Raw genomic sequence first — 16,349 nt, 5'->3', positions numbered from 1 at the left:
CAGAGCGTGAACTAGGCTCTGGAAACGCCCGAACCGGAGTCCCGGCGGGCTTGCGCGTGCGGTGGGACGGGAGTGTGGCCCGTGACGGACCAGGCGGTGGACGCAGGCGGCGTACAGCTGTCGGCACAGGCTTCTGCGGAAGGCCAATTCCTCGGCCGCACACGGGAATTGAAGGAACTGCGGGCCGACATCGAACGGGCCGGGCTGGACACCCTCTCCGGCCGCAAGACCCCGCGCGCGCGGGTGCTCCTCATCGCGGGCCGGCCCGGTTCGGGGCGTACCGCCCTCGCCGGGGAGCTGGTCCGGCAGGTCGCTGACCGTTACCGCGACGGCGTGCTGCGGGCCCGGCTCGGCGAGCCGGACGGCACCCCCGTCCCCGTCGAACGCGCCGCCCGCGACCTGCTCTCCGCCCTGGACGTGCCGGCCCCCGCCGGTGCCGCCGAGGACGACCTCACGGCGGCGCTGCGGGACGCCCTCGCCGACCGCCGGGCGCTGCTCCTGCTGGATGACGCGGCCACCGCCGAACAGGTCGACGCCCTGCTGCCGGACACCCCGGAATGCCTGGTCGTCGCGGTCTCCGGAGGTCCGCTGACCGGGATCGCGGACGTCCGACCCTGCACCCTGGGCGGCCTCGACACCAAGTCGGCGGTGGAGCTGCTGTCCCGGCACACCGGGGCGGTCCGCATCACCGTCGACCCCCGGGCGGCCGAGGGCCTGGCCGAGGCGTGCCAGGGCCAGCCCGCCGCGCTGATGCTGGCCGGCGGCTGGCTCGCCGCGCGCCCCCAGGCAGCCGTCGCCGACCTCGCCAAGCAACTGCACGCCGTGAGCGACGAGGGCAGCCCGCTCGGCCGGATCCTGGGGCTCGTCCACGCCTCCCTGCCGGGTGCCGCCGCCCGGATGCTGCGGCTGCTCGCGCTCGCCCCGGCCGGCCTGGTCGACCCGCACACCGCGTCCGCGCTCGCGGGCTGCTCGGTGAGCGACGCCCGCGCCACCCTGGACGACTTCGTCGCCCTCGGCCTGCTGCACGCGGCGGACTCCCCGCTGCCGCAGTACGAGGTCCCCGGATGCCTGCACCCCCTGCTGAAGGCGCTCGCCGAGACCCGCGACCGCCCCGCCGAGCTCCAGCTGGCCCGCGCCCGCATGCTGGAGCGGACCGTACGGTTGCTGCAGTCCTGCCGGGCCATCACCGAGACCGACAACCCCGAGCTCCGCGAGAAGCTCCAGGGGATGCCCCGCACCCTGCGCTTCCCCAGCCCCCGGGCGGCCGCCGACTGGCTGACCCTGCGCAGGCCCGCCCTGCTCGCCGCGGCCCGCCACGCGGTCGGCGACGGGGAGCTGGACACCCTCGCCCGACGTCTGATGTCCCAGCTCGTGCGGGCCATGGTCGCCCACTTCGGCACCCGGGCCGCAGCGCCCGACCTGTACGGCATCCACGGCCTGGTCCTCGACGTGGCCGAGCGCCGCCACCTGCCCCGGGAGCGGGCCGCCGCCCTGCTGAACCTGGCCGACCTGGACGCCCGGACCGGCCGTACGACGGAGGCGCTGGCGCGTTACCGGGCGGCACTGGACGCCGGACGGGAGGCGAACGACCCGTACGCGACCGGACGCGCGATGGAATCCGTAGGCGGCGCCCATCTGGAGCTCGGGGACTACGACCGGGCCGCCGACTGGTTCGGCCGGGCCCTCGCCCAGCGGCTGGCCCGGGACGAGCGGGCGGACGCCGCCCGGCTGTACGGCCGTATCGCGGCCGCCCACACCTTCGCGGGCCGGTACGGCGAGGCGCAGCGGAACTGGCGGGCCGCGGTCGCCGGGCACCGCAAGAACGGCGATGTGGCCGCCCACGCGCGGGCGTTGAGCGAACTGGCGCGCGTCCAGGAGTACGCCGGACGGCCCGAGGAGTCGTTGCGCACCTGCCAGGAGGCGGCGGAGTGGGCGCGCCGCGCCGAGGACGTCCGCCTCCAGGCCGCGCTCCATCTGCGGCTCGCCGACACGCTGGAGCACCTCGGCGATCCGACGGCCGCCTCGCTGCACCGGGGCACCGCCGAGCGGCTGCTGGAGGAGGAGGCGGCGGAGCCCGAAACGAGGGCCGAGCCGGAGCCCGAGCAGCCCCATCACCCGGAACATGACGCTAACGCCTGCGAAATCCGTAGTGCATCCGCTGAAGATTGATGCAATAGAAGGCTAGACAGCGGGAACACCTTCATTAGACTGGCTCTGCCGCACCTTCTCCTGCGGTGTCTCCCGGTGTGCCCTCGCATGCCTGGGTATGTCTGGTAATGACCCCACATTCTCTGAGCCAAGGACCGTGATCGACGTGAAGGTCGGCATCCCCCGCGAGGTCAAGAACAACGAGTTCCGGGTGGCCATCACCCCCGCCGGTGTGCACGAGCTGGTGCGCCACGGCCACCAGGTCGTCGTCGAGCAGGGCGCCGGCGTCGGCTCCTCCATCCCGGACGGCGAGTACGTCACCGCCGGTGCCGAGATCCTGGCCACCGCCGACGAGGTGTGGGCCACGGCCGACCTGCTGCTCAAGGTCAAGGAGCCGATCGCCGAGGAGTACCACCGCCTCCGCAAGGACCAGACGCTCTTCACCTACCTGCACCTGGCCGCCTCCAAGGAGTGCACGGACGCGCTCATCGAGTCCGGCACCACCGCGATCGCATACGAGACGGTCGAGCTGCCCAGCCGGGCGCTCCCGCTGCTCGCCCCCATGTCCGAGGTCGCGGGCCGCCTCGCCCCGCAGGTCGGCGCCTACCACCTGATGGCCGCCAACGGCGGCCGCGGTGTGCTGCCCGGCGGTGTTCCGGGGGTGCTGGCCGGCCGGGCCGTCGTCATCGGCGGCGGGGTGTCCGGCTGGAACGCCGCCCAGATCGCCATCGGCATGGGCTTCCACGTGACCCTGCTCGACAAGGACATCAACAAGCTCAAGGAGGCCGACAAGGTCTTCGGTACGAAGATCCAGACGGTGGTCTCCAACGCCTTCGAACTGGAGAAGGCCTGCCTGGAGGCCGACCTGGTGATCGGTGCCGTGCTCATCCCGGGCGCCAAGGCCCCGAAGCTCGTCACCAACGAGCTCGTGTCACGCATGAAGCCGGGAAGTGTTCTTGTCGACATCGCGATCGACCAGGGAGGCTGCTTCGAGGACTCCCGCCCCACCACCCACGCCGAGCCGACCTTCCCGGTCCACGACTCGGTCTTCTACTGCGTCGCCAACATGCCCGGCGCGGTGCCCAACACCTCCACCTACGCGCTCACCAACGCCACGCTGCCCTACATCGTCGAGCTCGCCGACCGGGGCTGGGTGGAGGCGCTGCGGCGTGACCCGGCGCTCGCCAAGGGCCTCAACGCCCATGACGGCAAGGTCGTTTACCGCGAGGTGGCCGAGGCGCACGGCCTGGAGCACCTGGAGCTCGAGACGCTGCTCGGCTGACCGTCGACGTTAAGTCTCCTTTTGGTAAAGGTCGATACGTCAACAGAGGTCGTCAACCGCGCGCACCCGGCCGGACCTTGCCCGACAAGGTCCGGTCGGGTGTGTGTATGGTCACTTTGCACCTCTAGGTCAACTCGCCTCGAACGTAACCCTTGAACCGATTCGTACACCGGTGAAACCCACCGTGCGACGGCCGTACGCCCTTGACAGAGGGATGTTTCATTGCCGACACATCCTGCCGGGTACGGCGGATTGTGTTGCTGCGGACGCCCGACACGCCATAGAGTCGCCAACCGTCGGCATGGTGCCACGCTGACCTGTCTAGAAGTTTCCTGGTCACCAAGGAGGTAAGACGACTTGTGAATGAGTCGACATTTTCTCCCGGGGGTGGTCAACCAGGAATGCCTGCACGGGCCCAGGGCCCCGCGGGGTTCGAGGCTGTCGGCTCCGTCGCGGTGCGCACCTTCGCAGCCCACCAGAGTCCGCAGGCGACTCGGACACACCACAGCATGGATGGCCATCACGTGAACGCCATGGCCGGCGACGGAAGTGGCGCGCCCCACAACCACTTCGCCGACTACGACGAACTGCCCGACGGGCACTTCTACGACCCCGACGCCGAGTACGAGCCCGATCCCGAGTACGCGGCCACGCTCGCGCCCGACGCTGCCCGCCAGCGCCGCGAGCGCATCGGCCCGACCGGGCGCCCGCTGCCGTACTTCCCGATCCCGGGACCGCTGACCAGTCACGGCCCCGCGACGATCATCGCGATGTGCAACCAGAAGGGTGGCGTCGGCAAGACGACGTCGACGATCAACCTGGGTGCCGCTCTCGCGGAGTACGGCCGTCGTGTGCTGCTCGTGGACTTCGACCCGCAGGGCGCGCTGTCGGTCGGTCTCGGTGTCAACCCGATGGAGCTCGACCTCACCGTCTACAACCTGCTCATGGAGCGGGGCATGGCGGCCGACGAGGTGCTCCTGAAGACGGCGGTCCCCAACATGGACCTGCTGCCCAGCAACATCGACCTGTCCGCCGCCGAGGTCCAGCTGGTCTCCGAGGTCGCGCGCGAGTCGACGCTGCAACGCGCCCTGAAGCCGCTCATGGCCGACTACGACTACATCGTGATCGACTGTCAGCCCTCGCTCGGCCTGCTCACGGTGAACGCCCTGACGGCCGCGCACAAGGTGATAGTGCCCCTGGAGTGCGAGTTCTTCGCCCTTCGTGGTGTCGCGCTGCTGACGGAGACCATCGAGAAGGTCCAGGAACGGCTCAACCCGGAGCTGGAGCTCGACGGGATCCTGGCCACGATGTACGACTCGCGCACCGTGCACAGCCGTGAGGTGCTCGCGCGGGTCGTCGAGGCGTTCGACGACCACGTCTACCACACGGTCATCGGGCGCACGGTCCGCTTCCCGGAGACCACGGTCGCCGGTGAGCCGATCACCACGTACGCCTCCAACTCCGTCGGCGCCGCCGCCTACCGCCAGCTCGCCAGGGAGGTGCTCGCCCGGTGTCACGCCGAGTGAGTCTGCCGGGGGCCGACGAACTGTTCCGTACGACAGGGGGGACGGCGCTCCAGCCGTCCACTCCCCGGCGCCCGGCCAACGGCGAGGCCCGGGTGCCGGCTCCGGCGGGGGAGAGCGACCAGGCCGCGGCCGGGTCGTCCTCGTCCGCGGCGGAGGACGCACCGCAGTCGGTGCCCGCGCAGGGCGGTGACGGTGACGGCGCGGAGCACGCGGCGGCCGACGCCGAGGCGGCGGACGGCGAGTCCCGCAGCCGGGGCGCGCGGCGCCAGGGGGCGCAGGAGGGTTCTGCCGGGGGCGCGGGTGCCCCGGGCGGCGCCGCGGCCCGCAAGCGCGGGCGGGCGGCCGCCCGCCGGCCCAGCGGGCGGGAACGGCACGACGAGAAGATCACGGTGTACGTGTCCGCCGAGGAGCTCATGGATCTGGAGCACGCGCGTCTGGTGCTGCGGGGCGAGCACGGGCTGGCCGTGGACCGCGGACGGATCGTGCGGGAAGCCGTCGCCGTCGTGCTGGCCGACCTCGAGTCCCGCGGGGACGCGAGCATCCTCGTACGACGACTGCGCGGGCGGTAGCGGTAGCCTGCGGGGGCCATGACCTCGAAGGACGCTCCCCCCGGCGCCGGCGCACCGGCCGGCCGCCGGCGTGCGCTGGGCCGAGGGCCGGCGACGGAACCGGTTCCGGCCGAGCCGCTGCCGGTTCCGGCCGAACCGCCGCCGCCGGCGCCGGAACCTTCCGCACCGCCGGAGCAGCCTCCTGCCGCCGCGCCCACGGCATCCGCCGTACCCGCCGCCTCCCCCGCGTCCGCCTCCCCCGCGTCCGCCTCCCCCGCGTCCGCGGCTCCCGCGGAGGCGGCGGAAACCGCACCGGCCGACGGCGTCTTCACGGTCCGCCTCTCCAACTTCGAGGGCCCCTTCGATCTGCTCCTCCAGCTGATCTCCCGGCACAAGCTGGACGTCACCGAGGTCGCGCTGTCCAAGGTGACCGACGAGTTCATGGCGCACATCAGGGCGATGGGACCGGACTGGGACCTGGACCAGACGACGGAGTTCCTCGTCGTGGCCGCGACCCTGCTGGACCTGAAGGCCGCGCGGCTGCTGCCCGCCGCCGAGGTCGAGGACGAGGCCGACCTGGCCCTGCTGGAGGCCCGGGACCTGCTGTTCGCGCGGCTCCTCCAGTACCGCGCCTACAAGCAGATCGCCGACATCTTCAGCGGTCGGCTCGAGGAGGAGGCCCGCCGCTACCCCCGTACCGTCGGACTCGAACCCCATCACGCCGAGCTGCTGCCCGAGGTGGTCATCAGGATCGGCGCGGAGGGGTTCGCCAGGCTCGCCGTCAAGGCGATGCAGCCCAGGCCCAGACCGCAGGTGTACGTCGACCACATCCACGCGCCGCTGGTGAGCGTGCAGGAGCAGGCCGGGATCGTGGTCGCGCGGCTGAGGGAACTGGGGGAGGCCAGTTTCCGGACGCTGGTGGCGGACACCGACGACACACTGACCGTCGTGGCGCGCTTCCTGGCCCTGCTTGAGCTCTACCGGGAGAAGGCCGTGGCCCTCGACCAGGAGACCGCCCTCGGGGAGCTGCTGGTGCGCTGGACCGGCGGGGACGCGGACGCGACCCCGAGGGTCACGGACGAGTTCGACCGGCCGCCCGTGGAGCCCAAGGAGGAGAGGAAGGCGTGAGCGAGGAGACGACCGACGTCCCGGCGGGCCCGCCCACGGCGGCCGGCCTCGACCTCAAGCCGGCCCTGGAGGCCGTCCTGATGGTCGTGGACGAGCCCGCGACCGAGGAGCAGCTGGCGAAGATACTCCAGCGGCCCAGGCGGCAGGTCGGGGACGCGCTGCGGGAGCTGGCCGACGAGTACACCGTGCAGGGGCGCGGCTTCGAGCTGCGGCTGATCGCGGGCGGCTGGCGTTTCTACAGCCGGCCCGAGTTCGCGGCGGCCGTCGAGGGCTTCGTCCTGGACGGCCAGCAGGCCCGGCTCACCCAGGCCGCGCTGGAGACCCTCGCCGTGGTCGCCTACCGTCAACCGGTCAGCCGCAGCCGGGTCTCCGCGGTGCGCGGAGTGAACTGCGACGGCGTGATGCGCACCCTCCTCCAGCGCGGTCTGGTCGAGGAGGCGGGCACGGAACCCGAAACAGGTGCGATCCTGTACGTGACGACGAACTACTTTCTGGAGCGGATGGGCCTGCGCGGTCTGGACGAGCTCCCGGAGCTCGCGCCCTTCCTCCCGGAGGCGGAGGCGATCGAGGCCGAGACCCAGGAAGGCGTACCGTCGTTCGATCCGGACGCCCCGGAACCGGACGACGGTCCCAAGACGGACATGCCGATTAGGACGACGACGGAACTTTGATGCGAAGCAGCGGCAGCGGTAGTGGCAAGAGCGGCGGGCGCGGTAACCACCGCGGCGCCGGAAACAACAGGGACCAGAAGCCGGGCCCGGGCAGGGGTCAGGGCCAGGCCAAGAGCCAGGGTCAGGGCAAGGGCCAGGGCCAGGGCCGTCCCAGCAAGCCCCGCCCCGAGGAGCGCCGCTACGACGTGGGCCCCAGCGCCTCTCACGAGGGCCCGAAGGCGGGGCGCGGCGGCGCGGCCCGCGGCGGTGCCAAGGGCGGACCGAAGAAGCCCCAGCAGCGCGGGCGGACGGCTCCGGCGACCTCACGCGAGTACGAGACGCGGGCCGAGGAGCGCAACCGCGAGCGGTACGCGGACAAGAAGGACGTCAAGCTGCCCAAGACCTTCCCGGGCGCCGAGCAGGAGGGCGAGCGGCTGCAGAAGGTCCTCGCGCGCGCGGGCTACGGCTCCCGGCGCGCCTGCGAGGAGCTGATCGAGCAGGCGCGGGTCGAGGTCAACGGCGAGATCGTCCTGGAGCAGGGCAAGCGGGTCGACCCGGAGCACGACGAGGTCAAGGTCGACGGCCTGACGGTGGCGACCCAGTCGTACCAGTTCTTCTCGCTGAACAAGCCGGCCGGTGTCGTCTCCACGATGGAGGACACCGAGGGCCGGCAGTGCCTCGGCGACTACGTCACCAACCGTGAGACACGGCTCTTCCACGTCGGGCGGCTCGACACCGAGACCGAGGGCGTCATCCTGCTCACCAACCACGGCGAGCTGGCGCACCGGCTGACCCACCCCAAGTACGGCGTGAAGAAGGTCTACCTCGCGCACATCGTGGGTCCGATCCCGCGGGACCTGGGCAAGCAGCTCAAGAACGGCATCCAGCTGGAGGACGGGTACGCGAAGGCGGACCACTTCCGGGTCGTCGAGCAGACCGGCAAGAACTACCTGGTCGAGGTGACCCTCCACGAGGGCCGCAAGCACATCGTGCGCCGCATGCTCGCCGAGGCGGGCTTCCCGGTCGACAAGCTGGTCCGGGTCGCCTTCGGTCCGATCACCCTGGGCGACCAGAAGTCGGGCTGGCTGCGGCGGCTGTCGAACACGGAGGTCGGGATGCTGATGAAGGAAGTCGACCTGTAGGAATGCCGGACCCGGGATCAGGGCAGGGCTGACAGGCCGCGTCGTACCGCGCGGGTACGGCCGGCTCCCCGCGGCCGTCGCTCCTCGGACCGTCCGGGAAGGACGCCCCGCATGACCACGATCCTCACCAAGCGCGCCGCCACGGGGGCGCTCGTCGGGCTCGCCCTCGGGGACGCGCTCGGGTATCCGACCGAGTTCGACGACGTGCCGTCGATCCTCGCCGCGTACGGGCCCTGGCGGGCGATGGAGCTGCCCACGCCCGCGATCGTCACCGACGACACGCAGATGACGCTGGCGTTGGCGCGGGGGCTGCGCACGGCGATGGACCGGGGAGTGCTCGGGCCCGAGGGCATGGCGGAGGCGGTGCGCCGGGAGTTCATCGCCTGGAACCGCTCACCGGAGAACAACCGGGCCCCCGGTACCACCTGTCTCACCGCGTGCGCGCTGCTGGAACGCGCGGACCGGCCCTGGCAGGACGCCAGTCGGACCGGTTCCAAGGGCTGCGGCGCCAACATGCGTGTCGCGCCCGTCGGGCTCGTTCCCGGGCTGAGCGAGGAACAGCGCGCGGGCGCCGCCCAGTTGCAGGCGGCGCTCACCCACGGACATCCGACCGCGCTGGCCGCCTCCGACCTCACCGCGCACGCCGTACGGCTGCTCGCGCAGGGCGCCGAACCGGCCGCCCTGGTCGGGCTGCTGCGGGAGTACGCCCACGAGAACCGCTCCCACTACCACCGGCGCTGGCTCGGTGACCTGTGGACACGGAGCCAGGATCCCTCACCCGAGCACTTCATGGCGCGCGGGTGGGACGAGTGCCTGGAGGCCCTGGACCGGCTCCGGGACGCGCTGCGGGCTCCCTCGCCCGAGACCGACCCGTGCCTGGCCACGGGTGCCGGCTGGATCGCCGAAGAGGCGCTGGCGACCGGGCTGTTGTGCTTCCTGCTGTTCGCGGACGAGCCGGTGACGGCCCTGCGTCGGGCCGCCTGTAGCTCCGGCGACTCCGACTCGATCGCCTGCCTGGCGGGTGCCTTCGCGGGGGCCCACCTGGGCGCGGAGGTGTGGCCGGCGCAGTGGGCCGACCGGATCGAGTACCAGAGCGAGCTGGCGACGCTCGGGGCGCTCTGGGACGCCTGACGGGCCTGTCCGGCCCGAGGATCAGGCCAGGCGGATCGAGTCCCCCTGGACCGTGATCGCCTTCTCGGGCAGCGGCTTCGTCGCCGGCGGGTTGGTCGCCGAACCGTCCGCGATGCTGAACTTGCTGCCGTGGCAGGTGCAGTTGATGGTGCCGTCCGCGACACCGGCGACCGGACACCGGGCGTGCGTGCAGATGTTCGAGAAGGCCTTGAACTCGCCCTTCTTCGGCTGGGTGACGACGACCTTCTCGTCCTTGAAGACCGTGCCGCCGCCGACCGGGATGTCGGCCGTCCGCGCCAGCTCCTGGCCGGGGGAGGCGTCCGAGGCCGAGGAGTCGCCCTCGCCGCCGTACTCACCGCACCCCGCGGTCAGTGCCGCCGCGCCCGCCGCGCTCGCCGCGAGGAGGATGGTGCGTCGCGTCGGGCTGTCAGTCATGTCGTCACTCCGAAGGTGCGGAAGAACCAGAGGGCAGAGGTCAGCCAGATGACCGTGAGAACGGTGAAGACCAGCCCGCCGACGAACGGCAGCAGCCAGCCGGGAAGCCGCTCCCAGCGGAGCAGCAGCATCTTGGCACTGAAGGCACCGAAGAAGAAACAACCCAGGAGGGAATGCCACATAACGCGCGGTTCGTAGGTCTGGTAGCCCAGGGCGTACAGGCAGTGCACCGCGACCGGCACCGACACCAGGAACGCCGTACGGCCCGACCAGCGGTGCAGCGCCGGTGACCAGCGCGGGCCCGGCAGCCTGCCGTAGACCATCGCCGCCGAGGCGACCTGGACCAGCGCGAAGAAGAAGGCGGCCGTCGCCAGCCACGACTTCACCGCCCCCGTGCTGCTGAAGCCGGCGAGGTTGAAGGCGGTCCCCGCCGGGTCGTGGACCGTGCCGTAGGCGCCGAGGGCCACCGCGACCGCTCCGGCCACGAGCGCCGGGACCAGATAGCGGGCGGGGTGCGGGCGACGGGCGGCGGGCTCCGGGAAGGGGAAACCCTGGGTGGCGGCGTTCGGGTCGACGGTCATGGCCGGCTCCTGGAGCTGCGGGCGGTCAGGGGGTCACGGGGCGTGCCGTGAGCTCGCGTCCGTCGACCGTCACCGCGCCGGTCTCGGGGTCGATCCGGGGGGCCGGGGCGGGCTTGCCGTCGCGGTTGAGGACGCCGACCTGACTGCCGTCCTCCAGGACGATCCAGCCGCCGTCGATCCTCGCCTCGCGCACCGTGGCGGTCGCCCGGTACAGCCCCGACGGCTTCTTCGTCCTGTCGGCGGTGAAGGCATGACGTCCGCCGTCGGTCTCGACCGTGCCGCGGATCCGTTTGCCCTCCTTGAGCGTGCCGGTCAGTGTCGCGCCGTGCTTGCCGGTGAGCCGCATCGTCCCGTCGTCCGCGACGTCGCCCTTCAGCCAGGACTCCGTGGCGCGGCCGTCGCAGACGTACGCGATGGCCCGGCCGTCGCGCAGGGTCACGGCGACGGCAGCCGAGTCGTCGTCGGTACGGCCCGAGTAGTCCGCGTCCGGCACCACGGCCGACGTCGGTGACGGGGCCGGTTTCGTGGGCGTCGGTGACACCGAGGCGGTGGGCGACTCCCTGACGGGCCGGGCGGACGACGAGGCCTTCGTGCCGGTCGCCGAGTTGAGCGTCAGCAGGAACAGGCCGAGCAGCAGTCCCGCGAGCAGCGTGACCAGCGGTCCGGAGCGCTTCATGAGGGGCCTCCCCCGAGGCGGACTTCCTGCTGCCCCATCAGAGCGGACCCGCGGCCCGGCGTCCAGGGGCGCGCGGGAGCGTTCTCGCCCCGCGCCCCGTCTCAGCGGGCGGGCGTGGCACACCCGTCCGAGGAGGGCTGACTAGGCTGGACGTGCACAGAGCCGATCCGCACATCAGCAAGGAGCATCGCCGTGGCGGTACGAGCGGTCCGGGGCGCCGTCCAGCTCGACAAGGACGAGGCCGGCCACATGGACGAGCAGGTCGGAGCCCTGCTCACCGCCCTCATGGAGCGCAACGGCCTGACCGCCGACGACCTGATCAGCATCTGGTTCACGGCCACGCCCGACCTGCACAGCGACTTCCCGGCCGCCGCCGCCCGCAAGCTGGGTGCCGGCTTCGCCGACGTACCGCTGATCTGCGCCCAGGAACTCGAGATCGAGGGCGCGATGCCCCGCGTGGTCCGCGTCCTCGCGCACATCGAGTCCGACCGGCCCCGCGCCGAGATCGCGCACGTCTACCTCGGCGCCGCGGCCGCCCTGCGCAAGGACATCGCCCAGTGAGAACCGCACTCGTCATCGGAACGGGCCTGATCGGCACGTCCGCCGCGCTCGCCCTGACCCAGCGCGGCGTCCTCGTCCACCTCACCGACCACGACCCCGAGCAGGCCCGCACGGCCGCCGCGCTCGGCGCCGGCACCGACGAGGCGCCCGAGGGGCCCGTCGACCTCGCGATCGTCGCCGCCCCGCCCGCCCAGGTGGCCGGGGTGCTCGCGGACGTCATGCGCCGGGGCGTCGCCCGCGGCTGTCTCGACGTGGCGAGCGTCAAGGGCGGCCCGCGCCGCGAGCTGGAGGCGCTCGGCCTGGACCTGTCGGCGTACATCGGCAGCCACCCGATGTCGGGCCGGGAGAAGTCGGGCCCGCTGGCGGCCACCGGCGACCTGTTCGAGGGACGCCCCTGGGTGCTCACGCCGACCCGGGACACCGACACCGAGGTGCTCAACCTCGCCCTGGAGCTGGTCTCGCACTGCCGCGCGGTGCCGGTGGTGATGGACGCCGACGCCCACGACCGTGCCGTCGCCCTCGTCTCCCACATGCCCCACCTGGTCTCCAGCGTGGTCGCCGCCCGACTGGAGCACGCCGAGGAGGCCGCCGTACGGCTGTGCGGGCAGGGCATCCGGGACGTGACCCGGATCGCCGCCTCCGACCCCGGGATGTGGATCGACATCCTGTCCGCGAACCCCGGGCCGGTCGCCGACCTCCTCGCGGACGTCTCCGCCGACCTCGACGGGACGGTCCGCGCCCTGCGCGCCCTGCAGTCCTCCGACGAGGACAAGCGGCGCGAGGGCGGCGCCGGCGTCGAGGACGTCCTGCGCCGCGGCAACGCGGGCCAGGTCCGCGTCCCCGGCAAGCACGGGTCCGCCCCGCGGGCGTACGAGGTCGTGGCCGTGCTCATCGACGACCAGCCGGGCCAGCTGGCCCGCATCTTCGCGGACGCGGGGATGGCCGGGGTCAACATCGAGGACGTACGCATCGAGCACGCGACCGGGCAGCAGGCGGGCCTGGTGCAGCTCATGGTGGAGCCGAAGGCGGCGCCCGTGCTGACGGCGGCGCTGCGGGAGCGGGGCTGGGCCATCCGCCAGTGAGCGGGGCGCCGGACCCTCCGCCAGTCAGGAGGTCTCCGGCGAGCCAGTAACCTTGTGCGGGGCGCCGTGGCGCTCCCGCACACTCCCACCACGCACCAGGAAGGTGTCCTCCCGTGGAAAACGGCGCCGCCCAGCCCGTGATTGTCGCCATCGACGGTCCCTCCGGCACGGGCAAGTCGAGCACGTCCAAGGCGGTGGCCGCCCAGCTCGGCCTGAGCTACCTGGACACCGGTGCCCAGTACCGGGCGATCACCTGGTGGATGGTGACCAACGGGATAGACATCGACGACGCGTCGGCGATCGCCGCGGTGGCCGGCAAGCCCGACATCGTCTCCGGCACCGACCCGGCGAACCCGACGATCACGGTCGACGGCACCGACGTGGCCGCCCCGATCCGCACCCAGGAGGTCACCGCCAAGGTCAGCGCGGTCAGCGCGGTGCCCGAGGTGCGGGCCAGGATCACCGAGCTGCAGCGCTCCATCGCGGCCGGTGCCGAGCGGGGGATCGTCGTCGAGGGCCGTGACATCGGGACGACCGTGCTGCCCGACGCCGACCTGAAGATCTTCCTCACCGCCTCCGCGGAGGCCCGCGCCGCCCGCCGCAGCGGCGAGCTCAAGGGCGCCGACGTCAACGCCACCCGCGAGGCCCTGATCAAGCGGGACACGGCCGACTCCAGCCGCAAGACCTCGCCGCTCGCCAAGGCGGACGACGCGGTCGAGGTGGACACCACCGAGCTCACCCTCGCGCAGGTCATCGAGTGCGTCGTCACCCTCGTCGGGGAGAAGCGGGCCGCCAAGTGACCGAACTGCCTTCGGCGCGGGGTGCCGAGGTCGGGCGGCGGATCGGCGTCGGCCTGATGTACGGACTGTGGAAGCCGCGCGTGCTCGGCGCCTGGAAGGTCCCCGCGACCGGCCCGGTGATCTTCGCCGTCAACCACGCGCACAACATCGACGGCCCGATGGTCATGGGCGTGGCCCCCCGGCCGACGCACTTCCTGATCAAGAAAGAGGCGTTCGTCGGACCGCTCGACCCCTTCCTGCTCGGCATCGGGCAGGTGAAGGTGGACCGCCACACCACCGACCGCACGGCGATCACCCAGGCGCTGGGCGTGCTGGCGAACGGGGGCGTCCTCGGGATCTTCCCGGAGGGCACCCGGGGCGAGGGCGACTTCGCCGCGCTGCGCGCCGGGCTCGCGTACTTCGCGGTCCGCGGCGGCGCCCCGATCGTCCCGGTCGCCGTCCTGGGGAGCACCGACCGGCCCGGCCGGCTGATCAAGGCGCTGCCTCCGCTGCGCACCCGCGTCGACGTCGTCTTCGGCGACCCCTTCGAGGCGGGCGACAGCAGCGGACGGCGTACCCGCAAGGCGCTCGACGAGGCGACCGCGCGCATCCAGAAGCAGCTCACCGCGCACCTGGAAAACGCCAGGCGGCTGACCGGCCGCCAGGCGACACTGAGTAGTGGATCGACTCGGAGACACCGGGTGTTCCACCGATCACCACGATGAACGAGGTACGGACTTCATGAACGACCACATCCACTCCGACGGCTCGGGCGAGGAGCACGACCACGGAGCACTTGGCGATGCCGAGTTCGCGGAGTTCATGGAGCTCGCGGCGGAAGAGGGCTTCGACCCCGAGGACATCGAGGGCGCCATCGAGGCGGCCGGCCACGGGCCGCTGCCCGTGCTCGCCGTCGTCGGCCGCCCGAATGTCGGCAAGTCGACTCTGGTGAACCGGATCATCGGCCGCCGTGAGGCCGTCGTCGAGGACAAGCCGGGCGTCACCCGCGACCGCGTCACCTACGAGGCCGAGTGGGCGGGCCGCCGCTTCAAGGTCGTCGACACCGGCGGCTGGGAGCAGGACGTCCTCGGCATCGACGCCTCCGTGGCGGCGCAGGCCGAGTACGCGATCGACGCCGCCGACGCCGTGGTGTTCGTCGTCGACGCCAAGGTCGGCGCGACCGACACCGACGAGGCGGTCGTACGGCTGCTGCGCAAGGCCGGCAAGCCCGTGGTCCTGGCCGCCAACAAGGTCGACGGCCTGAGCGGCGAGGCCGACGCGGCGTACCTGTGGTCCCTGGGCCTCGGTGAGCCGCACCCCGTCTCCGCGCTGCACGGCCGTGGCACCGGCGACATGCTGGACGCCGTGCTGGAGGCGCTGCCGGAGGCGCCCGAGCAGTCCTTCGGCACCGCCGTCGGCGGCCCGCGCCGCATCGCGCTCATCGGCCGCCCGAACGTCGGCAAGTCCTCGCTGCTGAACAAGGTGGCCGGCGAGGAGCGCGTCGTCGTCAACGAGACCGCGGGCACCACCCGCGACCCGGTCGACGAGCTGATCGAACTCGGCGGGGTGACCTGGAAGTTCGTCGACACGGCGGGCATCCGCAAGCGCGTCCACCTCCAGCAGGGCGCCGACTACTACGCCTCGCTGCGCACCGCGGCCGCCGTGGAGAAGGCCGAGGTGGCGGTCATCCTGATCGACGCCTCCGAGTCCATCTCGGTCCAGGACCAGCGCATCGTCACCATGGCGGTGGACGCGGGCCGCGCGATCGTCCTCGCCTTCAACAAGTGGGACACCCTCGACGAGGAGCGCCGCTACTACCTGGAGCGGGAGATCGAGACCGAGCTGCTCCAGGTCGCCTGGGCGCCCCGGGTGAACGTCTCGGCGCGCACCGGCCGGCACATGGAGAGGCTGGTCCCGGCGATCGAGACGGCCCTCGCGGGCTGGGAGACCCGGGTTCCGACGGGCCGCCTGAACGCCTTCCTCGGTGAACTGGTCGCCGCCCATCCGCACCCCGTGCGGGGCGGCAAGCAGCCGCGCATCCTGTTCGGCACCCAGGCCGGCACCAAGCCGCCGCGGTTCGTGCTCTTCGCCTCCGGCTTCATCGAGGCGGGCTACCGGCGCTTCATCGAGCGCCGGCTGCGCGAGGAGTTCGGCTTCGACGGGACGCCGATCCACATCTCGGTGCGGGTGCGCGAGAAGCGCGGCAAGAAGAAGTAGCGCACACGTGCAGAGGGCGGCCCCCGACCGGGGCCGCCCTCTGCACGTCTCAGACGCCCCGGCGCGGCCCGGGCGGCAGCGCCGCCGGGACGTGGTGCATCCCGGTGCTGTGCTGCTGCCCGATCTGCCCCACCCGCTGCCACTGCGACTGCTGGCGGGCGCTGTAGGCCCCCGCGCTGTAGGCGGTGTACGAGGTGCTGAACGAGCCCGTGCTGTGCGGGGTGTGCCCGAAGGCGGTGAAGCCCAGCTCTTCCTCGCCGCTGCGGTCACCCGGCAGCGAACGGAACGACCTGACGTACTCGGCGTAGAGCGCGTCGTAGATCGGCGTGGCCGATGGGCCGCCCGGGGAGTCCTGAGCCGCTCGCGCGGACGGCAGCTGCGGGAACGGGCGGCGGGGAACGTCGTAGGTGTGCACGTATGTCCAAACGACACCGCACGGGAAGAGATGCGGTCGTGCGGTCCG

The 16,349-nt window shown here is 72.3% G+C and carries 17 protein-coding genes; 13 read left to right on the top strand and 4 right to left on the bottom strand.

The annotated features are described in order from the left end of the window. The first annotated feature begins 81 nt into the window (after positions 1-81). From QQS16_RS11445 to QQS16_RS11410, 8 genes are all read left to right on the top strand, one after another. A complete protein-coding gene (locus QQS16_RS11445) occupies positions 82-2,169 on the top strand; it encodes a tetratricopeptide repeat protein (protein ID WP_286061523.1) in 2,088 nt (695 codons plus the stop codon). A 136-nt stretch (positions 2,170-2,305) separates the two neighbouring features. Further along, positions 2,306-3,430 carry an alanine dehydrogenase gene (ald, locus tag QQS16_RS11440; protein WP_286061522.1) on the top strand — a complete coding sequence of 375 codons (1,125 nt, stop codon included), beginning with the start codon at positions 2,306-2,308 and terminating at the stop codon, positions 3,428-3,430. Between the two features lie 401 nt (positions 3,431-3,831). Then, positions 3,832-4,956: a ParA family protein gene (locus QQS16_RS11435; protein WP_286061521.1), complete on the top strand. Its 1,125-nt coding sequence runs from the start codon at positions 3,832-3,834 to the stop codon at positions 4,954-4,956. Next, positions 4,941-5,525 carry a hypothetical protein gene (locus QQS16_RS11430; protein ID WP_286061520.1) on the top strand — a complete coding sequence of 195 codons (585 nt, stop codon included), beginning with the start codon at positions 4,941-4,943 and terminating at the stop codon, positions 5,523-5,525. The genes QQS16_RS11435 and QQS16_RS11430 overlap by 16 nt, the downstream gene beginning before the upstream one ends. An 18-nt stretch (positions 5,526-5,543) precedes the next feature. Further along, positions 5,544-6,632 (top strand): segregation and condensation protein A, encoded by a 1,089-nt coding sequence (locus tag QQS16_RS11425; protein ID WP_286061519.1) that lies wholly within the window; start codon positions 5,544-5,546, stop codon positions 6,630-6,632. After that, positions 6,629-7,303, top strand: coding sequence for an SMC-Scp complex subunit ScpB (scpB, locus tag QQS16_RS11420; RefSeq protein ID WP_286061518.1), 675 nt, complete (start codon positions 6,629-6,631; stop codon positions 7,301-7,303). Before QQS16_RS11425 ends, scpB begins: the two co-directional genes overlap by 4 nt. Then, a complete protein-coding gene (locus QQS16_RS11415; RefSeq protein WP_286061517.1) occupies positions 7,303-8,424 on the top strand; it encodes a pseudouridine synthase in 1,122 nt (373 codons plus the stop codon). The genes scpB and QQS16_RS11415 overlap by 1 nt, the downstream gene beginning before the upstream one ends. A gap of 111 nt (positions 8,425-8,535) precedes the next feature. After that, entirely contained in the window at positions 8,536-9,555 is a 1,020-nt protein-coding gene (locus QQS16_RS11410) for an ADP-ribosylglycohydrolase family protein (protein WP_286061516.1), read from the top strand. A 21-nt stretch (positions 9,556-9,576) separates the two neighbouring features. On the opposite strand, the gene QQS16_RS11405 is transcribed toward QQS16_RS11410, so the two are convergent. From QQS16_RS11405 to QQS16_RS11395, 3 genes are read right to left on the bottom strand one after another with little or no spacing between them, the layout of a single operon-like run. Further along, on the bottom strand, positions 9,577-9,990 hold the full coding sequence (locus QQS16_RS11405) for a Rieske (2Fe-2S) protein (protein ID WP_286061515.1): 414 nt from the start codon (positions 9,988-9,990) through the stop codon (positions 9,577-9,579). Next, positions 9,987-10,571 carry a DUF6529 family protein gene (locus tag QQS16_RS11400; RefSeq protein ID WP_286061514.1) on the bottom strand — a complete coding sequence of 195 codons (585 nt, stop codon included), beginning with the start codon at positions 10,569-10,571 and terminating at the stop codon, positions 9,987-9,989. Before QQS16_RS11400 ends, QQS16_RS11405 begins: the two co-directional genes overlap by 4 nt. A gap of 25 nt (positions 10,572-10,596) precedes the next feature. Next, on the bottom strand, positions 10,597-11,247 hold the full coding sequence (locus QQS16_RS11395; RefSeq protein ID WP_286061513.1) for a hypothetical protein: 651 nt from the start codon (positions 11,245-11,247) through the stop codon (positions 10,597-10,599). Positions 11,248-11,439: 192 nt separating this feature from the next. On the opposite strand from QQS16_RS11395, the gene aroH reads away from it, so the two are divergent. The 5 genes from aroH to der all read left to right on the top strand — a co-directional run bounded on the left by aroH (position 11,440) and on the right by der (position 15,886). Then, on the top strand, positions 11,440-11,808 hold the full coding sequence (aroH, locus tag QQS16_RS11390) for a chorismate mutase (RefSeq protein ID WP_286061512.1): 369 nt from the start codon (positions 11,440-11,442) through the stop codon (positions 11,806-11,808). Continuing rightward, positions 11,805-12,890 (top strand): prephenate dehydrogenase, encoded by a 1,086-nt coding sequence (locus QQS16_RS11385; protein WP_286061511.1) that lies wholly within the window; start codon positions 11,805-11,807, stop codon positions 12,888-12,890. The genes aroH and QQS16_RS11385 overlap by 4 nt, the downstream gene beginning before the upstream one ends. Before the next feature lie 113 nt (positions 12,891-13,003). Further along, positions 13,004-13,690, top strand: coding sequence for a (d)CMP kinase (gene cmk / locus QQS16_RS11380; protein WP_286061510.1), 687 nt, complete (start codon positions 13,004-13,006; stop codon positions 13,688-13,690). After that, entirely contained in the window at positions 13,687-14,394 is a 708-nt protein-coding gene (locus QQS16_RS11375; RefSeq protein ID WP_286061509.1) for a lysophospholipid acyltransferase family protein, read from the top strand. The genes cmk and QQS16_RS11375 overlap by 4 nt, the downstream gene beginning before the upstream one ends. A 16-nt stretch (positions 14,395-14,410) precedes the next feature. Continuing rightward, the gene (der, locus tag QQS16_RS11370; protein ID WP_286061508.1) at positions 14,411-15,886 is read left to right on the top strand and encodes a ribosome biogenesis GTPase Der; all 1,476 of its coding nucleotides are present in this window, start codon (positions 14,411-14,413) and stop codon (positions 15,884-15,886) included. A gap of 49 nt (positions 15,887-15,935) precedes the next feature. Here the strand turns inward: der and QQS16_RS11365 are convergent, their stop codons facing one another. Continuing rightward, positions 15,936-16,301: a hypothetical protein gene (locus QQS16_RS11365; RefSeq protein WP_286061507.1), complete on the bottom strand. Its 366-nt coding sequence runs from the start codon at positions 16,299-16,301 to the stop codon at positions 15,936-15,938. Positions 16,302-16,349: the final 48 nt, after the last annotated feature.

Source organism: Streptomyces sp. ALI-76-A (assembly GCF_030287445.1).
Lineage (GTDB): Bacteria > Actinomycetota > Actinomycetes > Streptomycetales > Streptomycetaceae > Streptomyces.
Note: the sequence above shows the minus strand (reverse complement) of the source record. Positions and strands in the feature narration are given on the sequence as shown.